Consider the following 26,013-nt stretch of genomic DNA (forward strand, 5'->3'; position numbering starts at 1 on the left):
GCGTCGTACCCAACAGGGGAGCCCAAAATTATCCTTTTGAGAAGGATAATTTCACGTAAAATGAGCTCTCATGCAGAGCCAATTTCGCCCCATCATCCGGCAAAAAATACTCGATGCGCAGGCCGCCCCCCTGCCATCGCTGACGCGGCGCGATGTGTGGCTTCCGGCGGTCGCCGGCAAGGCATTGGCGGTGATTGGCATGCGCCGCGCGGGCAAGACCAGTTTTTTGTGGCAACTGCTGGCGGAGCGCCACGCCCTGGGCGTCCCGCGCGAGGGCTTGCTGTACTTCAGCTTTGAAGACGAGCGCCTGGCGGGGCTCCAGGCAGCGGATCTGGATGTGCTGGTGGACGAGTATTTTCGCTTGCACCCGCAATGGCGTGATCAACGGCGTTGCACGTTTTTTCTGGATGAAATTCAGGTGGTAAGCGGGTGGGAGGTGTTTGCCCGCCGCTTGCTTGACAGCGAGAACATCGAATTGTTTCTGTCCGGTTCGTCGGCCAAGCTGCTTTCGCGCGAGGTGGCCACGAGCATGCGCGGTCGTGCCATGGAGGCGGTGGTGACGCCCTTCAGCTTTCGCGAGGCGCTGCGCCACGCCGGGCAGGAGCCAGACAAGCCGGCACCGAACCTGGGTAAGGCAGGCCAATCGCAGTTGGAGCACTTGTTGCTTGCCTATCTGCGCGATGGCGGTTTCCCTGAAGCGCAAGGCGTCGCCATGGACGCCCGCAGCCGCCGGGAGCTGCTGCGCGGCTATGTGGACGTGGTGCTGCTGCGCGACGTGATCGAGCGCCACAACCTGAGCCAGCCCCAGGTGCTGCGCTGGCTGGTGCAGCAGTTGCTGGGCAATACGGCGGGGGCGTTCAGCATCAACAAGTTCCACGCCGATTTGCGCTCGCGCGGTGTGCCCGTTGGCAAGGACAGCCTGCACCAGATGCTGGCGCATCTGGAAGATGCCTTCCTGCTGAGCAGCATTGCCCTGGCCACCGACTCTGTGCGCCGCCGCCAGGTCAATCCGCGCAAGGTCTATCCTGTGGACACCGGCTTGATGGCGGTGTTCGACCCATCGGGCAAACCCAATCTGGGCCATGCGCTTGAGACTGTCGTCCTGCACGAGCTGCAGCGGCGCGGCGCTGCAGTAGGCTATGTGCTCACGTCTTCGGGATATGAGGTCGATTTCCATGCCGCCCTTCCGGGTGGCGAGCAATGGCTGGTGCAGGTCTGCCTTGATGTGAGCGACGCCGCCACGCTGCAGCGCGAGGTGCGCGCCCTGCAAGATGCCCGGCTAGACTGGCCGCGCGCCCGCATGATGCTGGTGTACCTGTCGGCTCCGCCCGCCCTTGCCGTGCCTGCGCCTATCGAGCTGCACCGTGCCATCCATTGGCTGCTGCAGCCCATGGATGGCACGTCTTGAAAGTTGCCCTGCCGCTTGCCTGTTGCCACCACTTTCACAAAGAAAATGCTGAATACCCCGTTTTCTCCCTGGCCCAGTTTCACCACCGAAGAGGGCGACGCCGTGCGCGCGGTGCTGCTGTCCAACAAGGTCAACTACTGGACGGGCACCGAATGCCGTGATTTCGAGCGCGAATTCGCCGCCTGGGCCGGCGTGCAGCATGCCGTGGCGCTCGCCAATGGCACGCTGGCGCTGGATGTGGCGCTCAAGGCGCTGGGCATTGGCCCAGGCGACGAGGTGGTGGTCACGCCGCGCACCTTCATGGCCAGCGTGTCGTGTGTCGTCAATGCGGGTGCCACACCGGTGTTTGCCGATGTCGACCCTGATAGCGGCAATCTCACGGCGACCGCCATTGCCGCCGTGCTCACGCCGCGGACCAGGGCTGTTATCGTGGTGCACTTGGCGGGCTGGCCCTGCGATATGGACCCGATCATGGCGCTGGCGGCGCAGCATGGCTTCAAGGTGGTGGAAGACTGCGCGCAGGCGCATGGCGCGCGCTACCGGGGCCGCAGCGTGGGCAGCATCGGCCACGTGGGCGCCTGGAGCTTCTGCCAGGACAAGATCATGACCACGGCGGGCGAGGGCGGCATGGTCACCACGAACGACGAGGCCCTGTGGCGTGCCATGTGGGCCTACAAGGACCACGGCAAGAGCTACGCGGCGGTGTACGAGCGCGAGCACCCGCCGGGCTTCAGGTGGGTGATCGAGGGTTTCGGCACCAACTGGCGCATGCTTGAGGTGCAGGCCGCCGTGGGCCGCATTCAGTTGCGCCGCATGGCGGATTGGACGGCCCGGCGCACGGCGCATGCCGAGGCCATTTGGGCCGTCTGCCGGGGTTTCGACTGCGTGCGGGTGCCCGACTTTGCCGCAGCCACGGCCCATGCGCCGGGCAGTGTGCATGCGCAGTACAAGTGCTACGCCTATGTGCGGCCCGAGGCGCTGGCGCCCGGCTGGAGCCGCGACCGCATCGTGGGCACCATCAACGACCAGGGCGTGCCCTGCTACCAGGGCTCGTGCTCCGAGGTGTACCTGGAAAAGGCCTTTGACGGCACGCCCTGGCGCCCGGCCGCGCGCTTGCCCGTGGCGCGCGCCCTGGGCGAGACGAGCCTGATGTTCCTGGTGCACCCCACGCTGACGGCCGCCGAGATCGACCGCACCTGCGCGGTGGTTCGCCAGGTGCTGGGCGCGGCCGGGGGTGCTGGGGGATGAGGCGGGCGCTGCTGATTGCACGCGTGCTTTTCACCATGGCGCTGCTGGTGACCCTGGTCTGCCTGCTGGCCCCGGCCAATGCCGTGCTGGCTGCCAAGGTGTGGGCGGCTTCGTGGTTGCCCATGGCGACGGTGCTTGACGCGGCCGACGCCACGGCGTATTCCGACAAGCTGGTGCACGCCAGCCTGTTTGCCGTGCTGGGGGGATTGGCCGCGCGCAGTTGGCAGCAGGGCCGCCAGCGCTGGTGGGCGGTGGCGGCCCTGCTGCTGCTGGGTGCACTCACCGAGGTACTGCAATCGGTCATACCAGGCCGCAGTGCATCGCTGGGCGATTGGCTGGCCGATGCACTGGGCTTGGCGGGCAGCTTGCTGCTGGTGCCGCCAGTGCAGCTCCCCCGACCCAGATCACTCGGCTGGCAGGCGTGACCGTGCGTTAACTGGAGGGCTCTGACATGCAAACCAACTCGATGGCCCGTGGACTGCTGGCCCTTCCCAGGCCGGTCAAGCAGGTCGTGGCCATGCTGCACGATGTGGTCTTTTGTGGCTTTACGGTGTGGCTGGCGCTGTGCCTTCGGCTGGAGCGCTGGGTGGTCTGGAGCTCTGGCTATTGGCCTGCAGTGGTGGTAGCTATCGGCTTGGCACTGCCCCTGTTTGCCTACTTCGGGTTGTACCGGGCGGTGTTCCGCTACGCGGGCTGGCACGCCATGGTCAGCCTGATTCGCGCCATTGCGGTGTACAGCCTGCTGTACGCCCTGATCTTCACGGTGGTCGGCGTGCGGGGTGTGCCGCGCACGGTGGGCATCATGCAACCGCTGCTCATGTTCCTCATGGTCGGCATCAGCCGGGTGGGGGTGCGTTTTTTTCTGGGCGACCTGTACCGCCGCATGCTGAGCCAGGGCAACCTGCCGGGGGTGCTGATCTACGGCGCGGGTTCGGCTGGGCGGCAACTGGCGTCGGCCCTGCGCAATGGCCGCGAGCAGCGGGTGGTGGGTTTCATTGACGACGACGTGCGCCTGCACGGCCATACGGTCGATGGTCTGCGCGTGCATGGGGCGCACCAGTTGACCGTGCTGATCGCCAAGCAGCAGGTGGGCCATGTGCTGCTGGCCATGCCCTCGATCGGACGCAAAGAGCGCAACGCCATTGTGCAGCGCATGCGCCCGCACCCGGTGCATGTGCGCACGCTGCCGGGGGTGTCCGAGCTGGCCTCGGGCAAGGTCACGCTCAAGGATGTGCAAGAGCTCGACATTGCCGACATCCTGGGGCGCGAGCCGGTGCTGCCCAATGGCATTCTGCTCAACCGCAATGTGCGCGGCAAGGTGGTGCTGGTCACTGGGGCGGGGGGCTCGATTGGCAGCGAGCTGTGCCGCCAGGTACTCAAGTGCGCGCCGGGTTGCCTGCTGCTCGTCGAGATGAACGAGTTTTCGCTGTACCAGATTCACCGCGAACTCGAAGACACCTTGGCAGCGGCTGAGGGTGTGGCGCCCGAACTGGTGCCGCTGCTGGGCTCGGCGCAGAACGAAGAGCGCATGGGCGCCATCATGGCCGCCTGGCACCCGCATACCGTGTACCACGCCGCTGCTTACAAGCATGTGCCGCTGGTCGAATTCAACCCGGTGGAGGGCATACGCAACAACGTGTGGGGCACGCTGGCCTGTGCGCGCGCTGCCGCGCGCCATGGGGTGCAGAGCTTTGTGCTCATCAGCACCGACAAGGCCGTGCGGCCGACGAACATCATGGGTTCAAGCAAGCGCATGGCCGAGCTGGTGGTGCAGGCCTTTGCTGCCTCCGCTCCGGTAGTAGGGCCTGCGGGAGCGGCGCCCACTTGTTTCTCTATCGTGCGCTTTGGCAATGTGCTGGGGTCTTCGGGCTCGGTGGTGCCGCTGTTTCGCCAGCAGATCGCGCAGGGCGGGCCGGTGACACTGACGCACGCCGATGTCACGCGCTATTTCATGACCATTCCCGAGGCGGCCGAGCTGGTGGTGCAGGCGGGCGCCATGGCCAGCGGGGGCGAGGTGTTCGTGCTTGACATGGGCGAGCCGGTGCGCATTGTGGATCTGGCCTACCGCATGGTCGAGCTCTCGGGCATGCGCGTGCGCGACGCGGCCTGCCCGGACGGCGAAATCGAGATCAAGGTGACCGGCCTGCGCCCTGGCGAGAAGCTGTACGAAGAGCTGCTGATCGGCAACAACCCGCAGCCCACCACCCACCCGCGCGTGATGAAGGCGAGCGAAGTGTCACTCCCCTGGCCCGCCCTGGAGCACGAGCTTGCCACGCTGAACACTGCCATGGCAGCGGGCGACATGGCCACCGTGCACCGCATGTTGCAGCGGCTTGCAGGCTATACACCGATGGCCGACGAAACGGGTTCACTGCTGGCTGCCAGAAGAATCAGGGTCGAGGACGCGAAGTCGATTTTTGGAGACGCAGAGGGCGGCGTTCGCGCTTAAAAATTGTAGAAATTGGGGTGAGGTAGGAATTGGGGTCAGATTCCAATTATTTTCAAATAATTGGAATCTGACCCCAATTCCTACCCCAATTTCTATTCAAGCGTGCAGTAAAACCCGCCATCTTCGAACGGATAGCCTTCCACGCTGCGCGCATGCGGGTGGTAGCCGGTTGGGGCGTAGCGTTTTCCGCCGTTGTTAAGGGTGGCGCAGTACTGCCGTCCGGTCGTGAGCATCTCTTTTGGCACCGGGCCAAAGGCTTCGGGGTGGTCCCATTGCTTGAGGCCGCGCGCGTTCATGAACAGTTGCGGTGCATTGGGCGATGGCGCCGCACCAGGGCCTGTGGCGCAGCTGGTCAGCAGGCTTGCCGTGAGCAAGGCGGCTGCCAGGTGCATGCGGGGCCGTACTCCCTGAGTGGCCCATTGCGATGCAAAACCCATCCACCTCTGCATCTGCTTCAGGCCTTTGAGCGGGTGGGGCGCAGTGGCCGCAGATAGACCCCGAGCAAGAAAGCCGCCGTGAGCGCCAGCGCCGGGATGTGCATGTTGAATTCCACGGTGCTGTGCAGCAGCAGGGCGGTAGCCCCCAGGCCGCACCAGACACGCAGCGCCAGCTCGCCAGAGAGGCGCCGCTCGGCCCGGTAGGCGCGCAACAGGCGCACGCCCTGGACGGCCATCAGGCCTGCCACCACCAGCGCCAGCAGCACGCCGGGCAGGCCCAGCTCCATGAGCAGTTGGGCGTAGTCGTTGTGTGCGTATTCCACGTAATAGAGAGAGTCGGCCGCCTGGAAGCGTGGGAACACCGATTCGTAGGTGCCGGCGCCACTGCCCCAGGGCCAGAAGGCCTGTGCGCCTTCCAGCGTGGCGGTGGTGAAGTTGTGGCGCGTCTGGGCGTCCGCCTCCAGCGTGGTCGTATCGAGCCGCTGGCCGACGCGTTCGGCGCCCACGCCGATGATCGCGAACAGGGCGAACAGGCCCGCAGCCACACCCAGGGCGATGCGCTGCTTGCGGCCCAGGCGCGACTTGAGTTTGACACCGAGCAGCAGCATGCTGGCGGTCAGCACCAGTGCAGCCGACAGCAGGGCGCCGCGCGAGAGTGTTGCCAGGGTGACGACCAGCAGTGCAAAGCCAAAGAACAGCCACAACGCCCCCGTGCCGCCAAAGCGCGCTTCGCCCTTGTGGCTGCCGCGCCCACTCACGCTCTGGCTGAACCAGAAGAACCACACCGGCATGAGCATGACCAGAAAATCGGCCAGGTGGTTGCGGTTGGCGAAGCTGCCGACAAAGCCGGTGGCGCTGTCCACGCCGAAATAGAGTGCGGAGCCGCTGCCCATCCAGAACTGCAGCACTGCCAGCAGCATCTGGCAGGCGCCGGCTGCCAGCAGCACCAGGAGGCATTTCTCCACCAGGGGGCGCGGCAGGTACAGCGCCGCGAAAAGCGTGGCCGCTGCCGGAACGCCGGAGAGCAGGGCGGTGAGGGTAGCTTGCGGGTTCAGGCTGAGCGCCAGCTCCTGCGGCGCCGTGCCGCCAGCGGCGGCCAGGGCGTCCAGGTAGATGCCGTGACCTGCCAGATGGCTCCACGATGGTGCCGACAGCGGGGTGAGCTGCAGCAGGCCCAGCCATACCGGGCTGCTGCCGACAAAGGCCAGCGCCAGCGCAAAGCCGAGGCCGCCGCGCGCCGCCTTTCGGCGTTCGCCCGTGGCTGGCGGCCCGCCAAACAGGCGGTCGAAGCTGAGTGAGCCCAGAAGCAGTGCCAGCAGCGCGGCGCTAAGCGAGAGCAGCCCGGCGAGCGCAATCTGCCGGTTGCCGCCGCGCAGCACAGGCGCCAGGGCAAGCAGTGCACAAGCCAAAAAAAACACCAACCAGTGACTAAGCTGGTTGGTGTCGGAGCGGGCGTAATGAGGTCGTGAAGACAATCAGCTACCGCTGGCTTTGGTGCTGGAAGTGCTGTTAAGGGCGCCAAGGGTTCCAAGGGTTCCAAAACCTACACCCATCATGCCACCAGCGCCCAGGCCGCCGAAGCCGCCGCCAGCAGCCCCGCCGCCGCCAGTAGTGCCACCGCCAGGAAGGCCAGAACCCACGGGGGCTTGAGCCAGACGCGTGGTGGAGGCCAAGCTCTGAACCGAGGCAATGGACTGCTCGCAGTTCAGTTTGGAGTTGACCGTGTAGTGCTGGCTGCCCAAGAGGGAGATACTGCAACCGTTGGCCAGCATGACCGTGGCCATGCCTTTGCTGGCGACCAGCACGGTGCTGCCTTCAGCCAGTGGCATGCCGTTCTTGGCGTGGGCCACGAAACCCTGGCCACCGACACTGACGGTGCCGACCACGTTGTCGAGCGTGCCGACGTTGGCTGCAGCTTGTGCCCCAAAGGCGCAGCAGGCAAGGGCAGCAATAGCAAGTTTTTTCATTTCTCTCTCTCCGGGTGACGGTTTGGTAAAGGTTATATCACATCGAAAAGGTGCGTGGCGAGAGGGTGCAGCGAAAAGTTTGCAGCCCGATGGCGTGCTAGCAACAGCGTTTGCCCCGCGTATGTTGACTTTGCCGCCGTCCGTTTACCGTGCCCGCCGCACTCTCAGCAGCTCATCCAGTACCAGGCAAATGGCGCCCAGCGTGATCGCCGAATCGGCAATGTTGAAGGCAGGAAAGTGCGAACCCGCCCAGTGGAAGTCCAAAAAATCGACCACGTAGCCGTGCAGCAACCGGTCCACCACGTTGCCAATGGCACCGCCGAGGATGCTGGAGAGCGCAAACGCAAACAGCCGCTGCCCTGGGTGGGCGCGCAGTTGCCAGACGATGAACAGCGCCGCCACCACGCCAAAGCCGGTAAACAGCCAGCGCTGCCAGCCACTCGCCTGCGCCAGAAACGAGAACGCCGCGCCGGTGTTGTGCGCCCGCACGATGCTGAAAAAGCTGGTGATGGGCGTGGCGTCGCCCAGGTGGTAGGCCCCGAGGATGAGCGTTTTGGTCAACTGGTCGATGATCAGGACGAACAGCGCCCAGCCGAGCCAGGGCCAGACGCTGCCGCCTGCGCGCGGGGCAAAGTTGCTGCGGGCCATCAGGCGTGCACCCGGGTTTCGCCGGTACCAAAGAGGTTGCTGGTGCAACGGCCGCACAGCGTGGGGTGCTCAGCGTCGTGGCCGATGTCGGCACGGTAATGCCAGCAGCGCTCGCATTTTTGGTCAGAACTGGCCTTAACGCTTATCTGTATTGCGCTACCAGCTACTAATTCAATAGCGGACGTGATGAACACGTACTTCAGATCGTCGCCCAGGCTGGCCAGCAGCGCGTGGTCTTCGGGGCCTACGGTGAGTTCCACCGTGGCCTGCAGCGATGCGCCCACGGTGCCGGCGGCGCGCAGTTGCTCGATCTCCTTGTTCACCAGGTCGCGGATCTCGCGAATGCGCGCCCATTTGGCCAGCAGCCCTTCGGCCGGTTCGCCCAAGGCGGTGTACTGCTGCATGAAGATCGATTCGCTGCCGCCGACGAATTTCCAGGCTTCCTCGGCGGTGAAGCTCAGGAACGGGGCCATCCAGCGCAGCATGGCCTGGGCGATTTGCCAGAGCGCCGTCTGCGCGCTGCGCCGCGCCAGGCTGGCGGGCGCGGTGGTGTAGAGCCGGTCTTTCAGGATGTCGAGGTAAAAGCCCCCCAGGTCTTCCGAGCAGTAGAGCTGCAGCTTGGCGACCACGGGGTGGAATTCGTAGACCTTGTAATGCGCCAGGATGTCGGCTTGCAACTGGGCGGCGCGGGACAGGGCGTAGCGGTCGATCTCCAGCAACTGCGCCTCGGGCACGGCATCGTGCACGGGGTCGAAGTCGCTGGTGTTGGCGAGCAGGAAGCGCAGCGTGTTGCGGATGCGGCGGTAGGCGTCCACCACGCGGGCGAGGATCTTCTCGTCGCCGGCGATGTCGCCCGAATAGTCGCTCGACGCCACCCAGAGGCGGATGATTTCGGCGCCGAGCTTCTTGTTGATGTCCTGCGGGTCGATGCCGTTGCCGAGCGACTTGCTCATCTTGCGGCCCTGTGCATCCACCGTGAAGCCATGCGTCAGCAGGCCCCGGTAGGGCGCGCGGCCCTCCAGCGCGCAGGCCAGCAGCAGCGAGCTGTGGAACCAGCCGCGGTGCTGGTCGTGGCCTTCCAGGTACAGGTCGGCCTCGGGGCCGCTGTCGTGGTGGGCGCCGGCGTGCGAGCCGCGCAGCACGTGCTGGAAGGTCGAGCCCGAGTCGAACCAGACTTCGAGGATGTCGGTGCTCTTGGTGTAGTGGGGCGCATCGTCGGCACCCAGTATGTCTTCGGCGGTGACGCGGCTCCAGGCTTCGATGCCGCCTTTTTGCACGATGTCAGCGGCCTGGTCCAGGATCTCCATGGTGCGCGGGTGCAGTTCGCCCGAATCCTTGTGCAGGAAGAAGGGAATGGGCACGCCCCAGCTGCGCTGGCGCGAGATGCACCAGTCGGGCCGGCCGGCAATCATGTCGTGCAGGCGCGCCTTGCCGTTCTCGGGGTAGAAGTGGGTTTGCTCGATGGCCTTGAGGGCCGTCTGGCGCAGGGTCTCCGGGGCTTTGTCCTTGGTGAAAACGCCTTCGCCCTCATCCATGCGGATGAACCACTGCGCCGCCGCGCGGTAGATCACCGGTGTTTTGTGGCGCCAGCAGTGCGGGTAGCTGTGGCTGATGGTTTCGGTCCCCAGCAGGCGGCCGGCGGCTTGCAGCGTGTCGATGACGACGGGGCAGGCCTTCCAGATGTTCTGGCCACCAAACAGCGCCAGCTCCGGCGCGTAGCTGCCGTTGCCCTGCACGGGGTTGAGGATGTCGTCCGTGGCCACGCCGTGCGCGACGCAGGAGTTGAAGTCTTCCACGCCGTAGGCGGGCGACGAATGCACGATGCCGGTGCCGTCGCTGGCGGTGGCGTAGTCGGCCAGGTACACGGGCGAGAGGCGCTGGTAGCCGTGGCTGCCGTCGTCGCTGGCCACGTCGTACAAGGGGTGCTCGAACTCCAGGCCGGCAAGCGCCTTGCCTGGTGCCAGGGCCAGCACCAGGCCTTCGAGGCCCCAGCGCGTCATGCAGCTTTCCACCAGCGATTCGGCGATGAGCAGCACACCGCGCGCCGTATCGACCAGCGCGTAGGTCAGTTCCGGGTTGAGGTTGAGCGCCTGGTTGGCCGGAATCGTCCAGGCGGTGGTGGTCCAGATGACGGCAAAAGCGTCTTTGCTGAGCGCGCTCAGGCCAAAGGCGGCGGCAAGCTGGGCCGGGTCGTGCGATTTGAAGGCGACGTCGAGCGTCTGGCTCTTTTTGTCCTGGTATTCGATCTCGAATTCGGCCAGCGATGAGCCGCAGTCAAAGCACCAGTACACGGGCTTGAGGCCCCGGTAGACGAAGCCGCGCTCGATCACGCGCTTGAAGGTGCGGATCTCTTCGGCCTCGTTTTCCGGGTCCATGGTCTTGTAGGGGTGGTCCCATTCGCCCAGCACGCCCAGACGCTGGAAGTCCGCCATCTGCTGCGCGATCTGCTCGGTGGCGTACGCCCGGCTTTTGGCCTGCATGTCGTCGCGCGAGAGCTTGCGGCCAAACTTCTTTTCGATGGCATTTTCGATCGGCAGGCCGTGGCAGTCCCAGCCGGGGACGTAAAGCGCATCAAAGCCTTCAAGCTGGCGCGCCTTGACGATCATGTCCTTGAGGATTTTGTTGACCGCGTGCCCCATGTGGATCTGCCCGTTGGCGTAGGGCGGGCCGTCGTGCAGGATGAATTTGGGCGCGCCGCAGCGGGCCGCGCGCAGGCGCTTGTACAGGCCCTCGTCGTTCCATTCCTTGACCCAGCCCGGCTCGCGCTTGGGCAGGTCGCCGCGCATCGGGAACGGCGTATCGGGCAGGTTCAGGGTTTTGCGGTAGTCCTGCGTGGGCGCAGGTGCAGGAGAGGTGGAAGCGCTGGGGGAGACGTCGGACATCGCGGATTCTCGTGAACGGTGGTGGCAGGCGGGGCGTGGTTGAGGGAGTGCCGGGGCGCCAGGAAAGAGGGGGCTTGGAGGCGCACAGCGCCGTGCGCGGGCGCCTCAAATTCGGTCGCGCGTGGTCTGGCGCCGGGTTTCTGCGTGGGCCGAAAACCAGGCCCGGGCGTCGGCGCAATCGTGGGCAATGCCGGCCGTCAGCGCACCCAGGCTGTCGTACCTGAGTTCGTCGTGCAGTTTGTGCATCAGTTCCACGCGGATGATTTTACCGTAGGCCCCCTCAGGCCCCAGGTGTGCTGGCCATTCGAGGCAGTGTGTCTCCAGCAGCACGCGCCCGCCGTTGGCGTCGCTCGGGTCCAGCGAGGGGCGGATGCCCAGGTTGGCCACGCCCGGCAGCGGCTGCGCGTCCAGGCCATGCACCCAGACGGCAAAAATACCGCTGGCGGCGGGCTTCCAATGGGCAAAGCGCAGGTTCAGCGTGCGAAAGCCATCCCCTGCGCCACGGCTGGCCTCGCCCAGCACCCGGCCCAGCTTGCGCCCGTGCACCACGTGGCCAGATATGGCGTAGGGGCGCCCCAGCAACTGCGCGGCGTCGTCCATGCGGCCAGCGGCCAGGGCGGCGCGCACTTCCGAGCTTGACACCCGCACCGGCTGGGCGCTGTCGCTGCTGGCCTGGGGGTAGGTGATTTCGTAGGAATTCATGCGCGCCACATCGAACCCCTGCGTCTGGCCGGCGCTGCTAAGCAGGGCGTAGTCGCCCGCGCGCTGGCGGCCGAAGCGGAAATCGTCGCCCACCAGCACATAGCGCACGCCCAGGCCGCGCACCAGCACGTCATTGATGAAGGTCGCAGGTGATTGCCCGGCCAGAGCAGCGTCAAAGCGCAGCACGATCGTTTGCTGCACACCAAAACGGGCCAGTTCAGAGAGCTTGTCGCGCAGCGTGCCGACGCGCGCCGGCGCGAGTTCAGGCTTGTGCAGCGCGGCGGCAAAGTAGTCGCGCGGGTGCGGCTCGAAGGTCAGCACGCAGCTGGGCACGCCGCGCTGCGTGGCTTCGGCATTGAGCAGCGCCAGCATGGCCTGGTGGCCGCGGTGCACGCCGTCGAAGTTGCCAATGGTGAGCGCGCAGGCCGGGGCGATGGCCGGGTGATGGAAGCCGCGAAGAACGAGCATGGGTCGATATGAATTTAATAGCGTTTAACGCACATGGGGCAAGCGCTGGACACCGATATGTCACGATTGGCGTATATTGTGACGCAGTGGCCTTGCTGCGCCCGTGTTGGCATTGAGGCGCCCGCTTGCCCCGTTTCCTGTGCATCTTTTAAGGAGGCTGCTCGTGAAAGTGTTGAAGCTCTCGGCCCAAGGTCTGCCCCAGTCGTGGATATCGCTGGAACAGGCCGCCACCCACTACGCTGCCGGCGACGTGCGCTGGGAGGTGGGGGGTGAGGTGGCGCGCTTTCGCGGTGGCAACAATGCGGTCACAGGCCAGCAGTCGGTGATTGCCATCAACAGCATCATCGGCACGCGCGGGATTCCGCGCACCAACCCTTTTGAGTGCCGCCCAGGCCTGACCAACGCCAAGCTTTTCGCGCGCGACCGCAACATCTGCGCCTATTGCGGCGGCGACTTCCACGAGAGCGAACTGACCCGCGAACATATCGTGCCCTTTGCCAGCCGGGGTGTTGACCACTGGATGAACGTCGTCACCGCCTGCCGCGCCTGCAACCACCGCAAAGGTCCGCGCACGCCCGAGCAGGCGCACATGCCGTTGCTCTACACGCCCTATGTACCGAGCCTGTGGGAGGATTTCATCCTGCGCAACCGGCGTATCCTGGCCGACCAGATGGAATTTCTGATGGCGCATGTGCCGCGAACGTCGCGCCTCGCGGCCTGAGCTCGGAAAATTTCGCTACGCAGCTTTGCTGGCACGTACCAGGTAAATTGGGGTCAGATTCCAATTAATTGGCCGTGACCGTCAGGCAGCAGCACAAGGCGCCAACAATAATTGGAATCTGACCCCAATTTCTACCCCAATTTCTATGGATGAACTACAAGCCTCTCAGGCGAACACACCCGCCGTGTCCTGCATGCGGCTGGAGACTTCGCCCAAGTGGTGCAGGGTGTCGCCAAACGTCATTTCCATCTGCGTGAGCTTCTTGAAGTAGTGGCTTCCGATGTATTCGTCGGTGACGCCGATGCCGCCGTGCAGTTGCACCATCTGCTGGCCCACGTAGCGCATGGATTGGCCCAGTTGCACCTTCGCTCGCGCCATGGCGGTGCGGCGTTCGCCTGCGGGCGCGGTGAGCTTGAGGCTGGCGTAGTAGCTCATGGAGCGGGCCAGTTCAAGCTGCATCTTCATGTCGGCGACGCGGTGGCGCAGCGCTTGGAAGCTGGCGATGGTGACGCCGAACTGCTTGCGCTGGTTCATGTAGTCCACTGTCAGCGCCACGGCTTTGTCCATCACGCCTACCGCTTCGGCGCACAGGGCGGCGATGCCGGTGTCCACGGCCAGCTCCAACGCGGCCAGGCCGTCTTGGGTGATGAGGGTGGCGGGCGCACTGGCGAACTGCACTTCGGCGGCGCGGCTACCGTCTTGCGTGACGTAGCCTTGGGCGCTGACGCCGCTGGCCGAGCGTTCCACGAGGAAGAGGGCGATCTGGCCATCGAGTTGCGCGGGCACGAGGTACGCGTCGGCTTGGTCGCCCGCAGGAACTATGCTTTTGGTAGCTGCTAGCGCATATCCAGATTGCGCTGGAGCCGCTTTTGCATCACATTTTTGGAGCGCGTAGCGCGCTTTGCGCTCTTGCTGTGTCAGCACCACCAGGGCTTCGCCGCTGGCAATGCGCGGCAACCAGGCTGCTTGCAACTCGGCCGGTGCGTACTGCGTGAGTACGCTGCTTGCGATAAAGGCGTGCGCCAGGGGTTCGAGCACCATGCCGCGGCCCAATTCTTCCATTGCCACCATCACGTCGATGGCGCCCTGGCCCAGGCCGTCGTGCGCCTCGGGAACGGTCAGGGCGGTCAAGCCCAGTTCGGCCAGTTCGCCGTAAGCGGCGCGGTCAAAGCCGCCGGCCGCCACGATGCCGCGGCGGCGCTCGAACGTGTAGCCCTTGTCCACCCAGCGGCGCACGGCGTCGCGCAGGGATTGCTGGTCGTCAGAAAAATCAAAATCCATGTTCTCTACTCCTGATGCTGACTTGCTGTGGCGCTTGGGCGCCGTTCACATTCAGCGAAGTTCTTGCTGGAATCCCCTCCCGGAGGGGGCACGGGGAGCAGTCCTGTCGCGCACCGCGTGGACTGCCCGAGGCTTTAGCCGAGGACAGTCTGGGCCACGATGTTGCGTTGCACTTCGTTGCTGCCGCCGTAAATGGTGGTTTTGCGCAGATTGAAGTAGGTGGATGCCAGCGGCGCATTGGCTACCTCGCCGCCAGGGAAGTCGCCTTGCCAGCCGGCCTGCATGGCTTCCTCGATGAAAGGTAAGGCAAACGGCCCGGCCGCCAGCATCATCAGTTCGGCGTAGCGCTGCTGGATTTCACTGCCCTTGATTTTGAGCAGGCCGGCAATGTCGAGCGAGTTCTTGCCCGATTTTTCGGCCGAGAGCACGCGCAGCACCAGCATCTCCAGCGCCACGATGTCTACTTCAAGCAGCGCAATCTGGTCGCGAAAGCGTTGCTCGTCCCACACGCCTTCGCGCTTGGCGATGCGCTTCAAACGTTCCAGTTCGCGCTTGCTGCGGTTCACGTCAGCGATGTTGGTGCGCTCGTGGCTGAGCAGGTGCTTGGCGTAGGTCCAGCCCTTGTTTTCTTCGCCGATCAGGTTCTCGGCCGGCACTTCGACGTTGTCGAAGAACACCTCGTTGACTTCGCATTCGCCGTCGAGCAGCTTGATGGGGCGCACCGTGACGCCGGGCGACTTCATGTCCAGCAGCAGAAAGCTGATGCCGGTCTGCGGCTTGCCTTCCGTGCTGGTGCGCACGAGGTTGAACATCCAATCGCCGTACTGGCCCAGCGTGGTCCAGGTCTTCTGGCCGTTGACGATGTACTTGTTGCCCACGCGCTCGGCGCGGGTCTTGACGCTGGCCAGGTCCGAGCCTGAGCCCGGTTCGCTATAGCCCTGGCTCCACCACACTTCGCCGCTGGCGATGCCGGGCAGGAAGCGCTTTTGCTGCTCGGCATTTCCAAATGCCATGATGACGGGCGCCACCATCACCGGGCCAAACGGGACGATGCGCGGCGCGCCAGCCAGCGCGCATTCTTCTTCAAACAGGTGCTTTTGCACGGCCGTCCAGCCGGGACCGCCAAATTCCTTGGGCCAGCCAAAGGCCAGCCAGCCTTTTTTGCCAAGAATCTTGGCCCAGCCCTGCATGTCGCTGCGCGTCAGGCGCAGGGCGTGGTGCACCTTGTGGGCGATGTCCTTGGGCAGATTGGCCTGCACCCAGGTGCGGACTTCTTCGCGGAAGCTTTGTTCTTCGGGGGTAAATGCGAGATCCATAGGGCTTGTCTCCTGTGAGGCTGCATTTGTAGCACGGTCGTTCGTTTTAAGCCTGTCCGGGCGGCGACATGGGCAGCCCCAGTTCGCTGCACAGCCGCTCCACCGTGGCTTGCAACTGCGCGACCTGGGCTTCGAGCTGCGCCACGCGTTCGCCCAGCGCGCTCGCTTGTGGTGCGGCAGCGGGCTGCGACAAGTCCACCGGGCCGCACAGCAGGTGCATCCAGCGCGACTCGCGGGCGCCGGGCGCGCGCGGCAGCAGCACGGTCAGCGGCCCGCCTTTGTCTTCGGAGCGTTCCTGCAATTCTTCCAGGAACGCTTCGACGGAGGACACATCGGCAAAGCGGTACCAGCGCTCGGCATTGGTGCGCAACTCGGCTGCCGTCTGCGGGCCGCGCAGCATCAAGAGGCCCAGCAGCACGGCGGACTGCTCGGGCACGCCAATGCCGCGCTGAAAGTTGTGCTCGTAGCGCGTGGTGCGCGAGCCGCTGCTCTCGAACACGAGACTGTGGCTGCGCAATGGCTCCAGCGCCGCCAGCACCTCGGCGTCGCTCAATTGCATGACCGGTTCGCGCGTGGTCTTCTGGTTGCAGCCCGCCACCAGGCTGGTGAGCGAGAGCGGGTAGCTGTCGGGCACGGTGCGGGCCTTTTCCATGAGCGTGGCAAGCACGCGGGCTTCGATGTCGGTCAGTGGCTGGGCCTGGGCGTCAAAACGCATGGCGAGATAATCTGGGAGATGAAGAACATCGTGATTCTGATCTCTGGCGGCGGCTCCAACATGGCGGCCATCGTGCGCGCTGCTGAGCGGGAAGACTGGGAACGCAAGCTGGGCGTGCGCGTCGCAGCGGTGCTGAGCAACCGGGCGGACGCGGGCGGCCTGGCCTTTGCGCAGGCGCGTGGCATTGCGACGCAGGTGCTGGAGCACAAGGGCTTTGGTTCGCGGGAAGCCTTTGATGCGGAGCTGATGCGGTGCATTGATGCCTATGCGCCTGCTCTGGTGGTGCTCGCCGGTTTCATGCGCATCTTGAGCGCTGGTTTCGTCGACCACTACCTTGGGCGTTTGCTCAATATCCACCCCTCGTTGCTGCCGGCCTTCCCCGGCCTGCACACGCATGAGCGGGCGCTGGCGGCTGGCTGCCGTTTTGTCGGTGCGACGGTGCACCAGGTGACCAGCGAGCTCGACGACGGCCCGATTCTGGAGCAGGCTGCGGTGCCGGTACTCGACGGCGACACCGCACAGGCGCTGGCCGCGCGCGTGCTGACGCAAGAGCACCTGATCTACCCGCGTGCGGTGCGGCGATTTTTCAAATAGCACACGCGAATGGGACAATCGGGGCATGCATCCCAACGCCCTGATAGAAGCCTGCGCGCAACTCGTGCGCCAGGCCCTTACCTTCGAGCACCCGGCCGACGCCGTGGTCTCGCGTTTCTTTCGCGACAACCGTGGCCTGGGCCAGCGCGAGCGCGCCGCCCTGGCCGAAACGGTCTACACCGTGCTGCGCAAGAAGCTGCTGTTCGACCACATGGCCCCTTCGGGCTCCGGCCCGCGCGAGCGGCGTTTGGCGATCCTGGGCTATGCGCATTGGCAGGACGAGGAAGCCCGCCGCGCCAACCCCCAGGCCAGGCACGGCCCGCGTGACTTCTTGCAGGGCGCGCTCAATGACCGCGAACGCCAGTGGCTGGCGCAGTGCGATGCGGTGGATGAGGCAGATTTGCTGGAGCGCCACCGCCACAACCTGCCCGAATGGCTGGTGGCGCCGCTCAAGGCGCAGTTGGGCGACGAGTTTTGGCCAGAAGTCACCGCTCTGTCGCAAAGCGCACCGCTCGATCTGCGCGTTAACATTTTTAAGGAAAAACGGCAGCTAGCGCAGGAGGAGCTTGCGAAAGCAGCTATCAAAACAGAAGTAACACCGTATTCCCCCTGGGGCCTGCGCGCGGTCGGCAAGCCCCAGCTTGCCAAACTGCCGGCTTTCGTGCGCGGCGCCATCGAGGTGCAGGACGAAGGTTCGCAGCTGCTGGCGCTGCTGGTGGACGCCAAGCGCGGCGAGATGGTGGTGGACTTTTGCGCTGGCGCTGGCGGCAAAACCCTGGCACTGGGCGCCAGCATGCGCAGCACCGGGCGGTTGTACGCCTTTGATGTTTCCGCCCACAGGCTCGACGCGCTCAAGCCGCGCCTGGCGCGCAGCGGGCTCTCGAACGTGCACCCGGCCGCTATCGCCCATGAGCGCGACGACCGCATCAAGCGCCTGGCCGGCAAGATCGACCGGGTGCTGGTCGACGCGCCATGTTCGGGCTTGGGCACGCTGCGGCGCAACCCCGACCTGAAATGGCGCCAGAGCCCCAAGACGATTGAGGAGCTGGTGGTCAAGCAGGCCGCTATCCTGGACAGCGCCGCGCGCCTGCTCAAGCCCGGCGGCCGGCTGGTGTACGCCACCTGCAGCGTGCTGCCGCAGGAAAACGAGGAGATCGCCGAGGCGTTTTCAGCAGCGCATCCGGAGTTTGTTCCTCTGGAAGTGGGGGAGGTGCTGGCGCAACTCAAGGTGCCGGATGCCGCGTCTCTGTGCAGCGGCGGAGAAGCTGGCACGCGCTACCTGCGCCTGTGGCCGCACCGGCACAAAACCGACGGCTTTTTTGCCGCGGTGTGGCAGCGCAAATAGCGTTTCTAAAGACAAAAAAACCGCCGGGCTCGCGCCGGGCGGTTTTTTTACGTGGAATGGGCCGAGTTACTTCAGCTTCATTTCCTTGTACTCGACGTGCTTGCGAGCCTTGGGATCAAATTTCATGATCAGCAGCTTCTCGGGCATCGTCTTCTTGTTCTTGGTGGTGGTGTAGAAGTGGCCGGTACCCGCAGTGGATTCCAGCTTGATCTTGTCGCGTCCGCCTTTGCTTGCCATGGTGGTTCTCCTTAAGCCTGGCCACGTGCGCGCAGGTCTGCGAGCACCGAATCAATACCGTTTTTGTCGATCAGACGCAAACCGGCGTTGGAAATGCGCAGGCGCACCCAGCGGTTTTCGCTCTCGACCCAGAAACGGCGGTATTGCAGGTTTGGCAGAAACCGGCGCTTGGTTCTGTTGTTGGCGTGGGAAACGTTGTTCCCGACCATGGGCTTCTTGCCCGTGACTTCGCAGACGCGTGCCATGTGGACACTCCGATACTTTTTAACGGCCGCCTGCTGGCGCCTTCGAACTATTTTCGAAAGCCCGCCGGCGGCCTCACCTCGCCAGAAAGGGTGGCGGTAACCCGATTTGCCTGTAGCCCAAAGGGCCTCGAAAGAGCGCCACAAAGAGGCGCGTGATTTGGCAAAGCCGCAGATTATAGCGCGTGTCAGGTCAGCGACTGCTGCTCCAGGTAGCGCTGTGCGTCGAGTGCCGCCATGCAGCCCGTGCCGGCGCTGGTAATGGCCTGGCGGTAGACATGGTCTTGTACGTCGCCCGCGGCAAAGACGCCTGGTACCGAGGTCTGCGTGGCAAAGCCCTGCATCCCGCCTTGCGTGACGATGTAGCCGTTCTCCATCGTCAACTGGCCCTTGAAGATGTCGGTGTTGGGTGCGTGGCCGATGGCGATGAAACAGCCTTGCAGGGCGATGTCCTCGGTGTGGCCATCCTGCGTGCTCTTGATGCGCACGCCGGTGACGCCGGTAACGTCGCCCAGCACTTCGTCCAGGGTGAAGAAAGTCTTGAGCACGATTTTGCCGGCGGCGACCTTTTCCATCAGTTTGTCCACCAGAATCGGCTCGGCCTTGAATTTGTCGCGGCGGTGGATCAGTGTCACCTTGCTGGCGATGTTCGAGAGGTACAGGGCCTCTTCCACGGCGGTGTTGCCGCCGCCGATCACGCAGACTTCCTGCTCGCGGTAGAAGAAGCCGTCGCAGGTGGCGCAACCCGATACGCCCTTGCCCATGAAGGCTTCTTCCGTGGGCAGGCCCAGGTATTTGGCCGAGGCGCCTGTGGCGATGATGAGCGCATCACAGGTGTAGCTGCCGGTGTCGCCCGAAAGGGTGAAGGGGCGCTTGCTGAAATCGACCTGGCTGATGTGGTCGAAGATGATTTGCGTCTTGAAGCGCTCGGCGTGCTCCAGGAAGCGCTGCATCAGCTCGGGGCCCTGCACGCCTTGCACGTCGGCCGGCCAGTTGTCCACCTCCGTGGTGGTGGTGAGCTGGCCGCCTTGGGCCATGCCGGTGATGAGCACGGGCTTGAGGTTGGCGCGGGCGGCGTAAATGGCGGCGGTGTAGCCGGCGGGGCCGGAACCTAGGATGAGGACTTGCGCGTGCTGGGGTGTAGGCATGGTAAAAGCTCGGGTTTTGCCGCCCGGCAGGCCTGCCAGCGAGGCAGATGCGGGGCGCGAGGGACAAGCCCCAAGTATCGGCCAAAGTCGCATCGACCGGTGCTGCCGTGTGCTCTGGCCTTGCCCTGAGTCAGGGTTCGCGGACAGATTCATCCAATGAGAGGCAAGCATGTCCATCGTGACCAATCTCGATCTTCTGCGGCGTGTGCCGCTGTTTTCGCGCTTGACGGCGTCCCAGGCGGAAGCGCTCGGGGGCGCCGTGAACAAGCGCCGCTTCAAGCGCGGCGAGCCGCTGGTGCTGCAGGGCCAGAAATCGGATGCCTTGTACCTGCTGCTGACGGGCCGCGCGCGCGTGAGCGCCGCCGATGCGCGTGGTCGCGAGGTGATTTTGGCCACGCTGGTGCCGGGCGACTACCTGGGGGAGATGAGCCTTATCGACAATGAGCCGCATTCGGCCTCGGTTCATGCGCTGGTGCAGACCGATGTGCTGGAGCTTGGCCGTGCCGAGTTCGTGCGCTGCCTGGCGGAGAACGCGAGCATGTCGCTGGTGGTGATGCGCGGCCTCGTAAAGCGCTTGCGCCATGCCGACCGCAAAATCGAATCGCTGGCGCTTCTGGACGTGTACGGGCGCGTGGCGCATGCCTTGCTCGATCTGGCCGAGACGGATGCCAATGGGCAGACGCTGATCCGGGAAAAAATTTCGCGCCAGGAAATGGCCAAAACCATTGGCGCTTCGCGCGAAATGGTCAGCCGCGTGATGAAAGATCTGGAGACGCGCGGCTTTATTGAAACCCTGCCCAGCGGCGCCACGGCGCTGCGCAGCCGCCTGCAGTCGCTGGGCTAGTGCCGTGAGTTGAAAGTTCGTTTCAGAAAGCTGCCGAGAATCGCCGCCATGCCGCGTTGCAAATCCTCGCGATAGCTCCGGCTATCGCTGTGGTTTTCGCCTTGCCTGACGACGATTTCGACACCTTTTACTTCTTCAACGTACTTTCAACTCGCGACACTTGTCGAATGCCGCTGCGGTAAGCTTCCCATGCACTTATGACGTATTCGCTCAATACCCTGAACGCCTCTTCTCCTGGGAAGAGCCTTCCGCGCAGCGTGGGCGCGCGTGTAGGCCATGAACTGCTTGTGCTGGCCGGGCTGTTTGCCTGTCTGGTGTGGTTGCTCGCCCTGTGGAGCTACGCGCCGCAGGACCCGGCCTGGTCCACCTCGGGAGCCTCTGCGAGCGGCGTGGTGCACAACCGCATGGGCTTGGCAGGCGCCTGGCTTGCAGACGTGAGCTATTTCGTTTTTGGTTTTTCCGTCTGGTGGTGCCTGGCGGCCGCCATAGGCGCGTGGGCGGCGTCCCTGACGCGCCTGCTGCGCGGTGGCGCAGCGGCAGAAGAGGGCACTTCGCCCAGGCGCCCGGCAACGCTGCGCATCTTGTTCTGGGGGGGGCTGGCCTTGCTGCTGGCGGCGAGTTGTGCTCTGGAATGGACGCGCATGTACCGTTTTGAAGCCTTGTTGCCCGGCCATGCGGGGGGCGTTCTGGGCTATGTGCTGGGGCCCCTGGCCATGCGCTGGCTGGGGTTTACGGGCTCCGGCCTGGTCGGCATCGTGCTGGTGGTGCTGGGCTCGGCACTGGTGTTCCGCTTCTCCTGGAGCCGGGTGGCCGAAGGCCTGGGCGCACGCATCGACACGCTCTTGCAGTCCACCCGCGCGCGGCGCGAAGTGGCGATCGACTTGGCGGAAGGCCGGCGCGCTGCCCGCGCCCGCGAGAAGGTGGTGAGCGGCGAGCGCACCGACATCGAGACGCACCACCCGATGCCGATCCAGATCATCGAGCCGGTACTGGTCGACGTGCCGCAAAGCACCCGCGTGGTGAAAGAGCGGCAAAAGCCCTTGTTCACCGATCTGCCCGACAGCCGGCTGCCGCAGGTTGATTTGCTGGACCCGGCGCAGCAGCAGCGCGAGAGCGTATCGCCCGAGACGCTGGAGATGACCAGCCGCATGATCGAGAAGAAGCTCAAGGACTTCGGCGTCGAGGTGCGGGTGGTGGCGGCCATGCCCGGCCCAGTCATTACGCGCTACGAGATCGAACCCGCCACGGGCGTGAAAGGCTCGCAGATCGTCGGCCTGGCGAAAGACCTGGCGCGTTCGCTCAGCCTGGTGTCGATTCGCGTGGTCGAGACGATTCCCGGCAAGAACTACATGGCCCTCGAATTGCCCAATGCGCGCCGCCAGACCATCAAGCTGAGCGAAATCCTGGGTTCGCAGATTTACCACGAGGGCAAAAGCCTGCTCACCATGGGCCTGGGCAAGGACATCGTCGGCAACCCGGTGGTGGCCGACTTGGCCAAGATGCCGCACGTGCTGGTGGCCGGCACCACGGGTTCGGGCAAGTCGGTCGGTATCAACGCCATGATTTTGAGCCTGCTCTACAAGGCCGAAGCGCGCGACGTGCGCCTGTTGATGATCGACCCCAAGATGCTGGAAATGTCGGTCTACGAAGGCATTCCGCACCTGCTGGCGCCTGTCGTCACCGACATGAAGCAGGCGGCGCACGGGTTGAACTGGTGCGTGGGCGAGATGGAGCGGCGCTACAAGCTGATGAGCAAACTCGGTGTGCGCAACCTTGCCGGCTACAACGTGAAGATTGACGAGGCCAAGGCGCGCGGCGAGTCCATTCCCAACCCCTTCAGCCTGACGCCCGAGGAGCCGGAGCCGCTGGAGCGCCTGCCGCACATCGTCGTCATCATCGACGAGCTGGCCGACCTGATGATGGTCGTGGGCAAGAAGATCGAAGAACTCATCGCCCGCCTGGCGCAGAAGGCGCGCGCAGCCGGTATTCACCTCATTTTGGCCACCCAGCGCCCGAGCGTGGACGTGATTACCGGGCTCATCAAGGCCAATATCCCCACCCGCATCGCCTTCTCGGTGGGCTCCAAGATCGACAGCCGCACCATCCTGGATCAGATGGGCGCTGAAGCCCTGCTGGGCATGGGCGACATGCTCTATATGGCCAGTGGTTCCGGCTTGCCGGTGCGCGTGCACGGCGCTTTCGTTTCCGATGAAGAAGTGCACCGCGTTGTCAGCTACCTCAAGACCCAGGGCGAGCCCGACTACATCGAGGGCGTGCTGGAGGGCGGAACTGTGGACGGCGAGGGCGATCTGTCTCTGGATGGTGATGCTGGCGGCGAGAAGGACCCGATGTACGACCAGGCGGTCGAGATCGTGCTCAAGGACCGCAAGGCCAGCATCAGCTATGTGCAGCGCAAGCTCCGCATCGGCTACAACCGCTCGGCGCGTCTGTTGGAAGACATGGAAAAAGCGGGCCTGGTCAGCGGCCTGACCACCAGCGGGCAGCGCGAGGTGCTGGTGCCGGCGAGGGAGTAGAGGCATCCCCCTGAGCGGCTGCGCCGCTTCCCCCTTCTCTCGAATCGCTGCGCGATTCGGGAAGGGGGACGACACCGGCGCGGCGGGGCGGCCCTTGCGCGGTGTCCGCTGGTAGAGGAAGCGCCCTTATTCCTACGTCGGTGTTGGCTCCCGCGGCGATAGAACAGAAGCCGACTTTGAAGGTATTTGAATGAAGAAAACGATTGCTGCGATTTTCATAGCTGCTTGCGCAAGCGCAGCAAGCGCTGACGGCCTAAAAAGCCTTGAAACTTTTATGCAGAACACGCACTCGGCGCAGGCAGAGTTCACGCAGGAGGTGACGGCGCCCTCCAAGAACGGGCAGGCGCCGCGCGTCAAAACGTCGAGTGGCAGCTTTGCCTTTGAGCGCCCAGGGCAATTTCGCTTTGATTACAGGAAGCCGTTCGTGCAGACCATCGTTGCCGATGGCAAGACGCTGTGGCTCTATGACGCTGACCTGAACCAGGTGACCGAGCGCGCACAGGCCAAAGCGCTGGGCAGCACGCCCGCTGCGCTGCTGGCCTCGGCGCCCAATTTGCAGGCGCTGACGAAAGATTTCACGCTGGAATCCGCCCCCGAGCAGGATGGTTTGCAGTGGGTGCACGCCACGCCGAAAGCCAAAGATGGGCAGTTGCAGAGCGTGCGCGTCGGCCTGCGCGGCGAGCAGTTGGCGGCGCTGGAAATCTTGGACAGTTTCGGTCAGCGCTCCATGATCCGTTTCGACAAGGTGCAGGCCAATGCGGCTTTGCCGGCTTCCACGTTCGACTTCAAGGTGCCGCAGGGGGCCGATGTGCTCAAACAGTAATGCGGCCCACAGTCAGGCCAGCAGCAACAGCGCCAGACCGAGGGCAGCCGGAACGGTCTGGATGAACAGGATCTTGCGGCTCGCGGTCGCAGCGCCGAACAGCCCCGCCACGGCCACGCACAGCAGGAAGAACACTTTTACCGCCAGCCCCGCGTCGCCCAGCCACAGGCCCCAGAACAGCCCCGCGGCCAGAAACCCGTTGTACAGCCCCTGGTTGGCGCCCAGGACCTTGGTGGCCGTCGCCAGTTCCTGGTTTAGGCCAAAGGCGCGCAGCCCGGCGGGCTTGTCCCACAAAAACATCTCCAGCACCAGGATATACACATGGAGCAGGGCGATGGCGGCGACGACGATGTTGGCGGCGAGCAGCATGGCGGACGGGTGTGCAGGGTGAGAAGTCCCGCAGCATAGCGGCCTTGGCGTTACTGTGTTGGTGAGGGTCGCTGTAAAACCGTTGTAATAGCGCTATGCACCACGCCCACTTTGCCCCGTAACGTGCCCGCCGCCAAACTCTCCTCCCACCAGCCTCTGGCCGAGCGTCTGCGCCCACGCCGACTCGCCGACGTGGTCGGCCAGCAAAAGATACTCGGCCCGGGCATGCCGCTGCGCCTCGCGTTTGAGTCCGGGCGCCCGCACAGTTGCATCCTGTGGGGCCCACCGGGCGTGGGCAAGACGACGATTGCGCGGCTGATGGCCGATGCCTTCGATGCCCAGTTCATCAGCATCAGCGCGGTTCTTGGTGGGGTCAAGGACATTCGCGAGGCGGTCGAGCGGGCGCAGGCGGTGCAATCGGGCCTGCACCCGCAGCCGACGCTGGTCTTCGTCGATGAGGTGCACCGCTTCAACAAGAGCCAGCAAGACGCCTTTCTGCCGCACGTTGAGAGCGGGCTGTTCACCTTCATCGGCGCCACCACGGAAAATCCTTCGTTCGAGGTGAATTCGGCGCTGCTCTCGCGCGCCACGGTTTATGTGCTGGAGCCGCTCACCGCCGAAGATTTAAAGAAAATAGTGGTCCTGGCGCAGGCGCAGCAAGGGGTTCCAGCTATTGAACAAATAGCAATCGAGCGTTTGGTGGCGTATGCCGATGGCGATGCGCGCCGCCTGCTCAACACGCTGGAGACGCTCACCATGGCGGCTGCGCAGGAGCAACTGCAAGCAATCACCGACGCCTGGGTGCTCAGCGTGCTGGGCGAGCGCATGCGCCGCTACGACAAAGGCGGTGAGCAGTTCTACGACACCATCAGCGCGCTGCACAAGTCGGTGCGCGGCTCGGACCCAGACGCCGCGCTGTACTGGCTGGTGCGCATGCTCGACGGCGGCGCCGACCCGCGCTACATGGCGCGGCGCATGGTGCGCATGGCGAGCGAAGACATCGGCCTGGCCGACCCGCGTGCGCTGCGCCTGGCGCTGGACGCCGCCGAGGTGTATGAGCGCCTGGGCAGCCCCGAGGGCGAGCTGGCGCTGGCGCAGTGCGTGGTCTATCTGGCCGTGGCGCCCAAATCCAATGCGGTCTACAAGGCCTACAACGCTGCCCGTGCCTTGATCAAACAGGACGGCACGCGCCCCGTGCCCATGCACTTGCGCAATGCGCCCACCCAATTGATGAAGCAGCTCGACTATGGCAAGGGCTACCGCTACGCGCACGACGAAGAGGGCGGTTTTGCCGCGGGCGAAAGCTATTGGCCGGAGGGCATGCAGGCGCCAGATTTTTACCGGCCGGTCCGCAGGGGGCTGGAGATACGCATTGCCGAGCGGCTGGACGAGCTGCGGGCACGCAACGCGCAGGCGCAGGATGGCAAAGCGGAAGATGGCCGATAAGAGCGTGCACCTTGGATGTGCATGAAAAGTAGCTAATCTTATGTTTTACGCACACCTCTGATGCGTCCCGAATCCAAGGGAAAACCCCTCCAGTGCCGCAGTGGTGCTGGGTATGCATCTCGCTACAATTCCGCCTTCAAACCCGCACGGCAGCTTTCCTGGCGGGTTTTTTGCTAGATGGCAGACAGG

General features: G+C 64.6%; 24 protein-coding genes. 11 read left to right on the forward strand and 13 right to left on the reverse strand.

All coding sequences use genetic code 11. The features are described 5' to 3' along the window. Positions 1 to 70: 70 nt before the first annotated feature. The 4 genes from AC07ZH_RS08215 to AC07ZH_RS08230 are packed head-to-tail and all read left to right on the forward strand — an operon-like array spanning position 71 to position 5,105. The gene (locus tag AC07ZH_RS08215; RefSeq protein WP_119108426.1) at positions 71 to 1,408 is read left to right on the forward strand and encodes an ATP-binding protein; all 1,338 of its coding nucleotides are present in this window, start codon (positions 71 to 73) and stop codon (positions 1,406 to 1,408) included. Positions 1,409 to 1,453: 45 nt separating this feature from the next. Then, positions 1,454 to 2,656: a DegT/DnrJ/EryC1/StrS family aminotransferase gene (locus AC07ZH_RS08220; RefSeq protein WP_495199320.1), complete on the forward strand. Its 1,203-nt coding sequence runs from the start codon at positions 1,454 to 1,456 to the stop codon at positions 2,654 to 2,656. Then, complete coding sequence (locus AC07ZH_RS08225; protein ID WP_495199321.1) at positions 2,653 to 3,081, forward strand: VanZ family protein; 429 nt, start codon at positions 2,653 to 2,655, stop codon at positions 3,079 to 3,081. Before AC07ZH_RS08220 ends, AC07ZH_RS08225 begins: the two co-directional genes overlap by 4 nt. Positions 3,082 to 3,107: 26 nt before the next feature. Continuing rightward, the gene (locus AC07ZH_RS08230) at positions 3,108 to 5,105 is read left to right on the forward strand and encodes a polysaccharide biosynthesis protein (protein WP_495199322.1); all 1,998 of its coding nucleotides are present in this window, start codon (positions 3,108 to 3,110) and stop codon (positions 5,103 to 5,105) included. 92 nt (positions 5,106 to 5,197) lie between these two features. On the opposite strand, the gene AC07ZH_RS08235 is transcribed toward AC07ZH_RS08230, so the two are convergent. From AC07ZH_RS08235 to AC07ZH_RS08260, 6 genes are all read right to left on the reverse strand, one after another. After that, entirely contained in the window at positions 5,198 to 5,497 is a 300-nt protein-coding gene (locus AC07ZH_RS08235) for a hypothetical protein (protein ID WP_495199323.1), read from the reverse strand. A gap of 62 nt (positions 5,498 to 5,559) precedes the next feature. Next, on the reverse strand, positions 5,560 to 6,951 hold the full coding sequence (locus AC07ZH_RS08240) for an O-antigen ligase family protein (RefSeq protein WP_495199324.1): 1,392 nt from the start codon (positions 6,949 to 6,951) through the stop codon (positions 5,560 to 5,562). 66 nt (positions 6,952 to 7,017) lie between these two features. Further along, a complete protein-coding gene (locus AC07ZH_RS08245; RefSeq protein ID WP_495199325.1) occupies positions 7,018 to 7,509 on the reverse strand; it encodes a hypothetical protein in 492 nt (163 codons plus the stop codon). Between the two features lie 144 nt (positions 7,510 to 7,653). After that, a complete protein-coding gene (gene lspA, locus AC07ZH_RS08250) occupies positions 7,654 to 8,157 on the reverse strand; it encodes a signal peptidase II (RefSeq protein ID WP_495199326.1) in 504 nt (167 codons plus the stop codon). Then, positions 8,157 to 11,039 carry an isoleucine--tRNA ligase gene (gene ileS / locus AC07ZH_RS08255; protein WP_495199327.1) on the reverse strand — a complete coding sequence of 961 codons (2,883 nt, stop codon included), beginning with the start codon at positions 11,037 to 11,039 and terminating at the stop codon, positions 8,157 to 8,159. The genes lspA and ileS overlap by 1 nt, the downstream gene beginning before the upstream one ends. A gap of 105 nt (positions 11,040 to 11,144) precedes the next feature. Next, entirely contained in the window at positions 11,145 to 12,209 is a 1,065-nt protein-coding gene (locus tag AC07ZH_RS08260) for a bifunctional riboflavin kinase/FAD synthetase (protein ID WP_495199328.1), read from the reverse strand. Positions 12,210 to 12,372: 163 nt separating this feature from the next. Between AC07ZH_RS08260 and AC07ZH_RS08265 the strand changes: the two genes are divergently transcribed. Next, a complete protein-coding gene (locus AC07ZH_RS08265) occupies positions 12,373 to 12,930 on the forward strand; it encodes an HNH endonuclease (RefSeq protein ID WP_119108416.1) in 558 nt (185 codons plus the stop codon). A 165-nt stretch (positions 12,931 to 13,095) separates the two neighbouring features. Here the strand turns inward: AC07ZH_RS08265 and AC07ZH_RS08270 are convergent, their stop codons facing one another. The 3 genes from AC07ZH_RS08270 to AC07ZH_RS08280 form a co-directional block, all read right to left on the reverse strand. Beyond that, a complete protein-coding gene (locus tag AC07ZH_RS08270) occupies positions 13,096 to 14,211 on the reverse strand; it encodes an acyl-CoA dehydrogenase family protein (RefSeq protein ID WP_495199329.1) in 1,116 nt (371 codons plus the stop codon). Positions 14,212 to 14,345: 134 nt separating this feature from the next. Then, positions 14,346 to 15,527, reverse strand: coding sequence for an acyl-CoA dehydrogenase family protein (locus AC07ZH_RS08275; protein ID WP_495199330.1), 1,182 nt, complete (start codon positions 15,525 to 15,527; stop codon positions 14,346 to 14,348). A gap of 46 nt (positions 15,528 to 15,573) precedes the next feature. Further along, complete coding sequence (locus AC07ZH_RS08280; RefSeq protein WP_495199331.1) at positions 15,574 to 16,242, reverse strand: YceH family protein; 669 nt, start codon at positions 16,240 to 16,242, stop codon at positions 15,574 to 15,576. Positions 16,243 to 16,260: 18 nt separating this feature from the next. On the opposite strand from AC07ZH_RS08280, the gene purN reads away from it, so the two are divergent. Together purN and AC07ZH_RS08290 are read left to right on the forward strand one after the other, a co-directional pair. Further along, positions 16,261 to 16,836 (forward strand): phosphoribosylglycinamide formyltransferase, encoded by a 576-nt coding sequence (gene purN, locus AC07ZH_RS08285; protein ID WP_495199332.1) that lies wholly within the window; start codon positions 16,261 to 16,263, stop codon positions 16,834 to 16,836. 25 nt (positions 16,837 to 16,861) lie between these two features. After that, a complete protein-coding gene (locus tag AC07ZH_RS08290) occupies positions 16,862 to 18,181 on the forward strand; it encodes an RsmB/NOP family class I SAM-dependent RNA methyltransferase (protein WP_495199333.1) in 1,320 nt (439 codons plus the stop codon). A 66-nt stretch (positions 18,182 to 18,247) separates the two neighbouring features. On the opposite strand, the gene rpmG is transcribed toward AC07ZH_RS08290, so the two are convergent. The 3 genes from rpmG to trxB all read right to left on the reverse strand — a co-directional run bounded on the left by rpmG (position 18,248) and on the right by trxB (position 19,808). Further along, the gene (gene rpmG, locus AC07ZH_RS08295) at positions 18,248 to 18,418 is read right to left on the reverse strand and encodes a 50S ribosomal protein L33 (protein WP_119108409.1); all 171 of its coding nucleotides are present in this window, start codon (positions 18,416 to 18,418) and stop codon (positions 18,248 to 18,250) included. Positions 18,419 to 18,429: 11 nt separating this feature from the next. Beyond that, positions 18,430 to 18,663 carry a 50S ribosomal protein L28 gene (gene rpmB / locus AC07ZH_RS08300; protein WP_119108408.1) on the reverse strand — a complete coding sequence of 78 codons (234 nt, stop codon included), beginning with the start codon at positions 18,661 to 18,663 and terminating at the stop codon, positions 18,430 to 18,432. Positions 18,664 to 18,848: 185 nt separating this feature from the next. Next, positions 18,849 to 19,808, reverse strand: coding sequence for a thioredoxin-disulfide reductase (gene trxB / locus AC07ZH_RS08305; protein ID WP_495199334.1), 960 nt, complete (start codon positions 19,806 to 19,808; stop codon positions 18,849 to 18,851). A gap of 169 nt (positions 19,809 to 19,977) precedes the next feature. On the opposite strand from trxB, the gene AC07ZH_RS08310 reads away from it, so the two are divergent. From AC07ZH_RS08310 to lolA, 3 genes are all read left to right on the forward strand, one after another. Then, positions 19,978 to 20,652 carry a Crp/Fnr family transcriptional regulator gene (locus AC07ZH_RS08310; RefSeq protein WP_495199335.1) on the forward strand — a complete coding sequence of 225 codons (675 nt, stop codon included), beginning with the start codon at positions 19,978 to 19,980 and terminating at the stop codon, positions 20,650 to 20,652. 197 nt (positions 20,653 to 20,849) lie between these two features. Beyond that, positions 20,850 to 23,186, forward strand: coding sequence for a DNA translocase FtsK (locus AC07ZH_RS08315; RefSeq protein WP_119108405.1), 2,337 nt, complete (start codon positions 20,850 to 20,852; stop codon positions 23,184 to 23,186). Between the two features lie 190 nt (positions 23,187 to 23,376). Beyond that, positions 23,377 to 24,009: an outer membrane lipoprotein periplasmic chaperone LolA gene (lolA, locus tag AC07ZH_RS08320; RefSeq protein ID WP_495199336.1), complete on the forward strand. Its 633-nt coding sequence runs from the start codon at positions 23,377 to 23,379 to the stop codon at positions 24,007 to 24,009. 12 nt (positions 24,010 to 24,021) lie between these two features. On the opposite strand, the gene AC07ZH_RS08325 is transcribed toward lolA, so the two are convergent. Continuing rightward, complete coding sequence (locus tag AC07ZH_RS08325) at positions 24,022 to 24,378, reverse strand: DUF1304 domain-containing protein (protein ID WP_495199337.1); 357 nt, start codon at positions 24,376 to 24,378, stop codon at positions 24,022 to 24,024. Positions 24,379 to 24,489: 111 nt separating this feature from the next. On the opposite strand from AC07ZH_RS08325, the gene AC07ZH_RS08330 reads away from it, so the two are divergent. Then, positions 24,490 to 25,824 carry a replication-associated recombination protein A gene (locus AC07ZH_RS08330; RefSeq protein ID WP_495199338.1) on the forward strand — a complete coding sequence of 445 codons (1,335 nt, stop codon included), beginning with the start codon at positions 24,490 to 24,492 and terminating at the stop codon, positions 25,822 to 25,824. Positions 25,825 to 26,013: the final 189 nt, after the last annotated feature.

The sequence above is a fragment of the Simplicispira sp. GW247-4R2A genome (assembly GCF_059424465.1).

Excerpts from the sequence above, each read along its gene's own strand:
- AC07ZH_RS08215 (WP_119108426.1), top strand. The coding sequence starts at position 71 with ATGCAGAGCCAATTTCGCCCCATCATCCGGCAAAAAATACTCGATGCG.
- AC07ZH_RS08220 (WP_495199320.1), top strand. The coding sequence starts at position 1,454 with ATGCTGAATACCCCGTTTTCTCCCTGGCCCAGTTTCACCACCGAAGAG.
- AC07ZH_RS08225 (WP_495199321.1), top strand. The coding sequence starts at position 2,653 with ATGAGGCGGGCGCTGCTGATTGCACGCGTGCTTTTCACCATGGCGCTG.
- AC07ZH_RS08230 (WP_495199322.1), top strand. The coding sequence starts at position 3,108 with ATGCAAACCAACTCGATGGCCCGTGGACTGCTGGCCCTTCCCAGGCCG.
- AC07ZH_RS08235 (WP_495199323.1), bottom strand. The coding sequence starts at position 5,497 with ATGCACCTGGCAGCCGCCTTGCTCACGGCAAGCCTGCTGACCAGCTGC.
- AC07ZH_RS08245 (WP_495199325.1), bottom strand. The coding sequence starts at position 7,509 with ATGAAAAAACTTGCTATTGCTGCCCTTGCCTGCTGCGCCTTTGGGGCA.
- lspA (WP_495199326.1), bottom strand. The coding sequence starts at position 8,157 with ATGGCCCGCAGCAACTTTGCCCCGCGCGCAGGCGGCAGCGTCTGGCCC.
- ileS (WP_495199327.1), bottom strand. The coding sequence starts at position 11,039 with ATGTCCGACGTCTCCCCCAGCGCTTCCACCTCTCCTGCACCTGCGCCC.
- AC07ZH_RS08260 (WP_495199328.1), bottom strand. The coding sequence starts at position 12,209 with ATGCTCGTTCTTCGCGGCTTCCATCACCCGGCCATCGCCCCGGCCTGC.
- AC07ZH_RS08270 (WP_495199329.1), bottom strand. The coding sequence starts at position 14,211 with ATGGATTTTGATTTTTCTGACGACCAGCAATCCCTGCGCGACGCCGTG.
- AC07ZH_RS08275 (WP_495199330.1), bottom strand. The coding sequence starts at position 15,527 with ATGGATCTCGCATTTACCCCCGAAGAACAAAGCTTCCGCGAAGAAGTC.
- AC07ZH_RS08280 (WP_495199331.1), bottom strand. The coding sequence starts at position 16,242 with ATGCGTTTTGACGCCCAGGCCCAGCCACTGACCGACATCGAAGCCCGC.
- purN (WP_495199332.1), top strand. The coding sequence starts at position 16,261 with ATGAAGAACATCGTGATTCTGATCTCTGGCGGCGGCTCCAACATGGCG.
- AC07ZH_RS08290 (WP_495199333.1), top strand. The coding sequence starts at position 16,862 with ATGCATCCCAACGCCCTGATAGAAGCCTGCGCGCAACTCGTGCGCCAG.
- rpmG (WP_119108409.1), bottom strand. The coding sequence starts at position 18,418 with ATGGCAAGCAAAGGCGGACGCGACAAGATCAAGCTGGAATCCACTGCG.
- rpmB (WP_119108408.1), bottom strand. The coding sequence starts at position 18,663 with ATGGCACGCGTCTGCGAAGTCACGGGCAAGAAGCCCATGGTCGGGAAC.
- trxB (WP_495199334.1), bottom strand. The coding sequence starts at position 19,808 with ATGCCTACACCCCAGCACGCGCAAGTCCTCATCCTAGGTTCCGGCCCC.
- AC07ZH_RS08310 (WP_495199335.1), top strand. The coding sequence starts at position 19,978 with ATGTCCATCGTGACCAATCTCGATCTTCTGCGGCGTGTGCCGCTGTTT.
- AC07ZH_RS08315 (WP_119108405.1), top strand. The coding sequence starts at position 20,850 with ATGACGTATTCGCTCAATACCCTGAACGCCTCTTCTCCTGGGAAGAGC.
- lolA (WP_495199336.1), top strand. The coding sequence starts at position 23,377 with ATGAAGAAAACGATTGCTGCGATTTTCATAGCTGCTTGCGCAAGCGCA.
- AC07ZH_RS08325 (WP_495199337.1), bottom strand. The coding sequence starts at position 24,378 with ATGCTGCTCGCCGCCAACATCGTCGTCGCCGCCATCGCCCTGCTCCAT.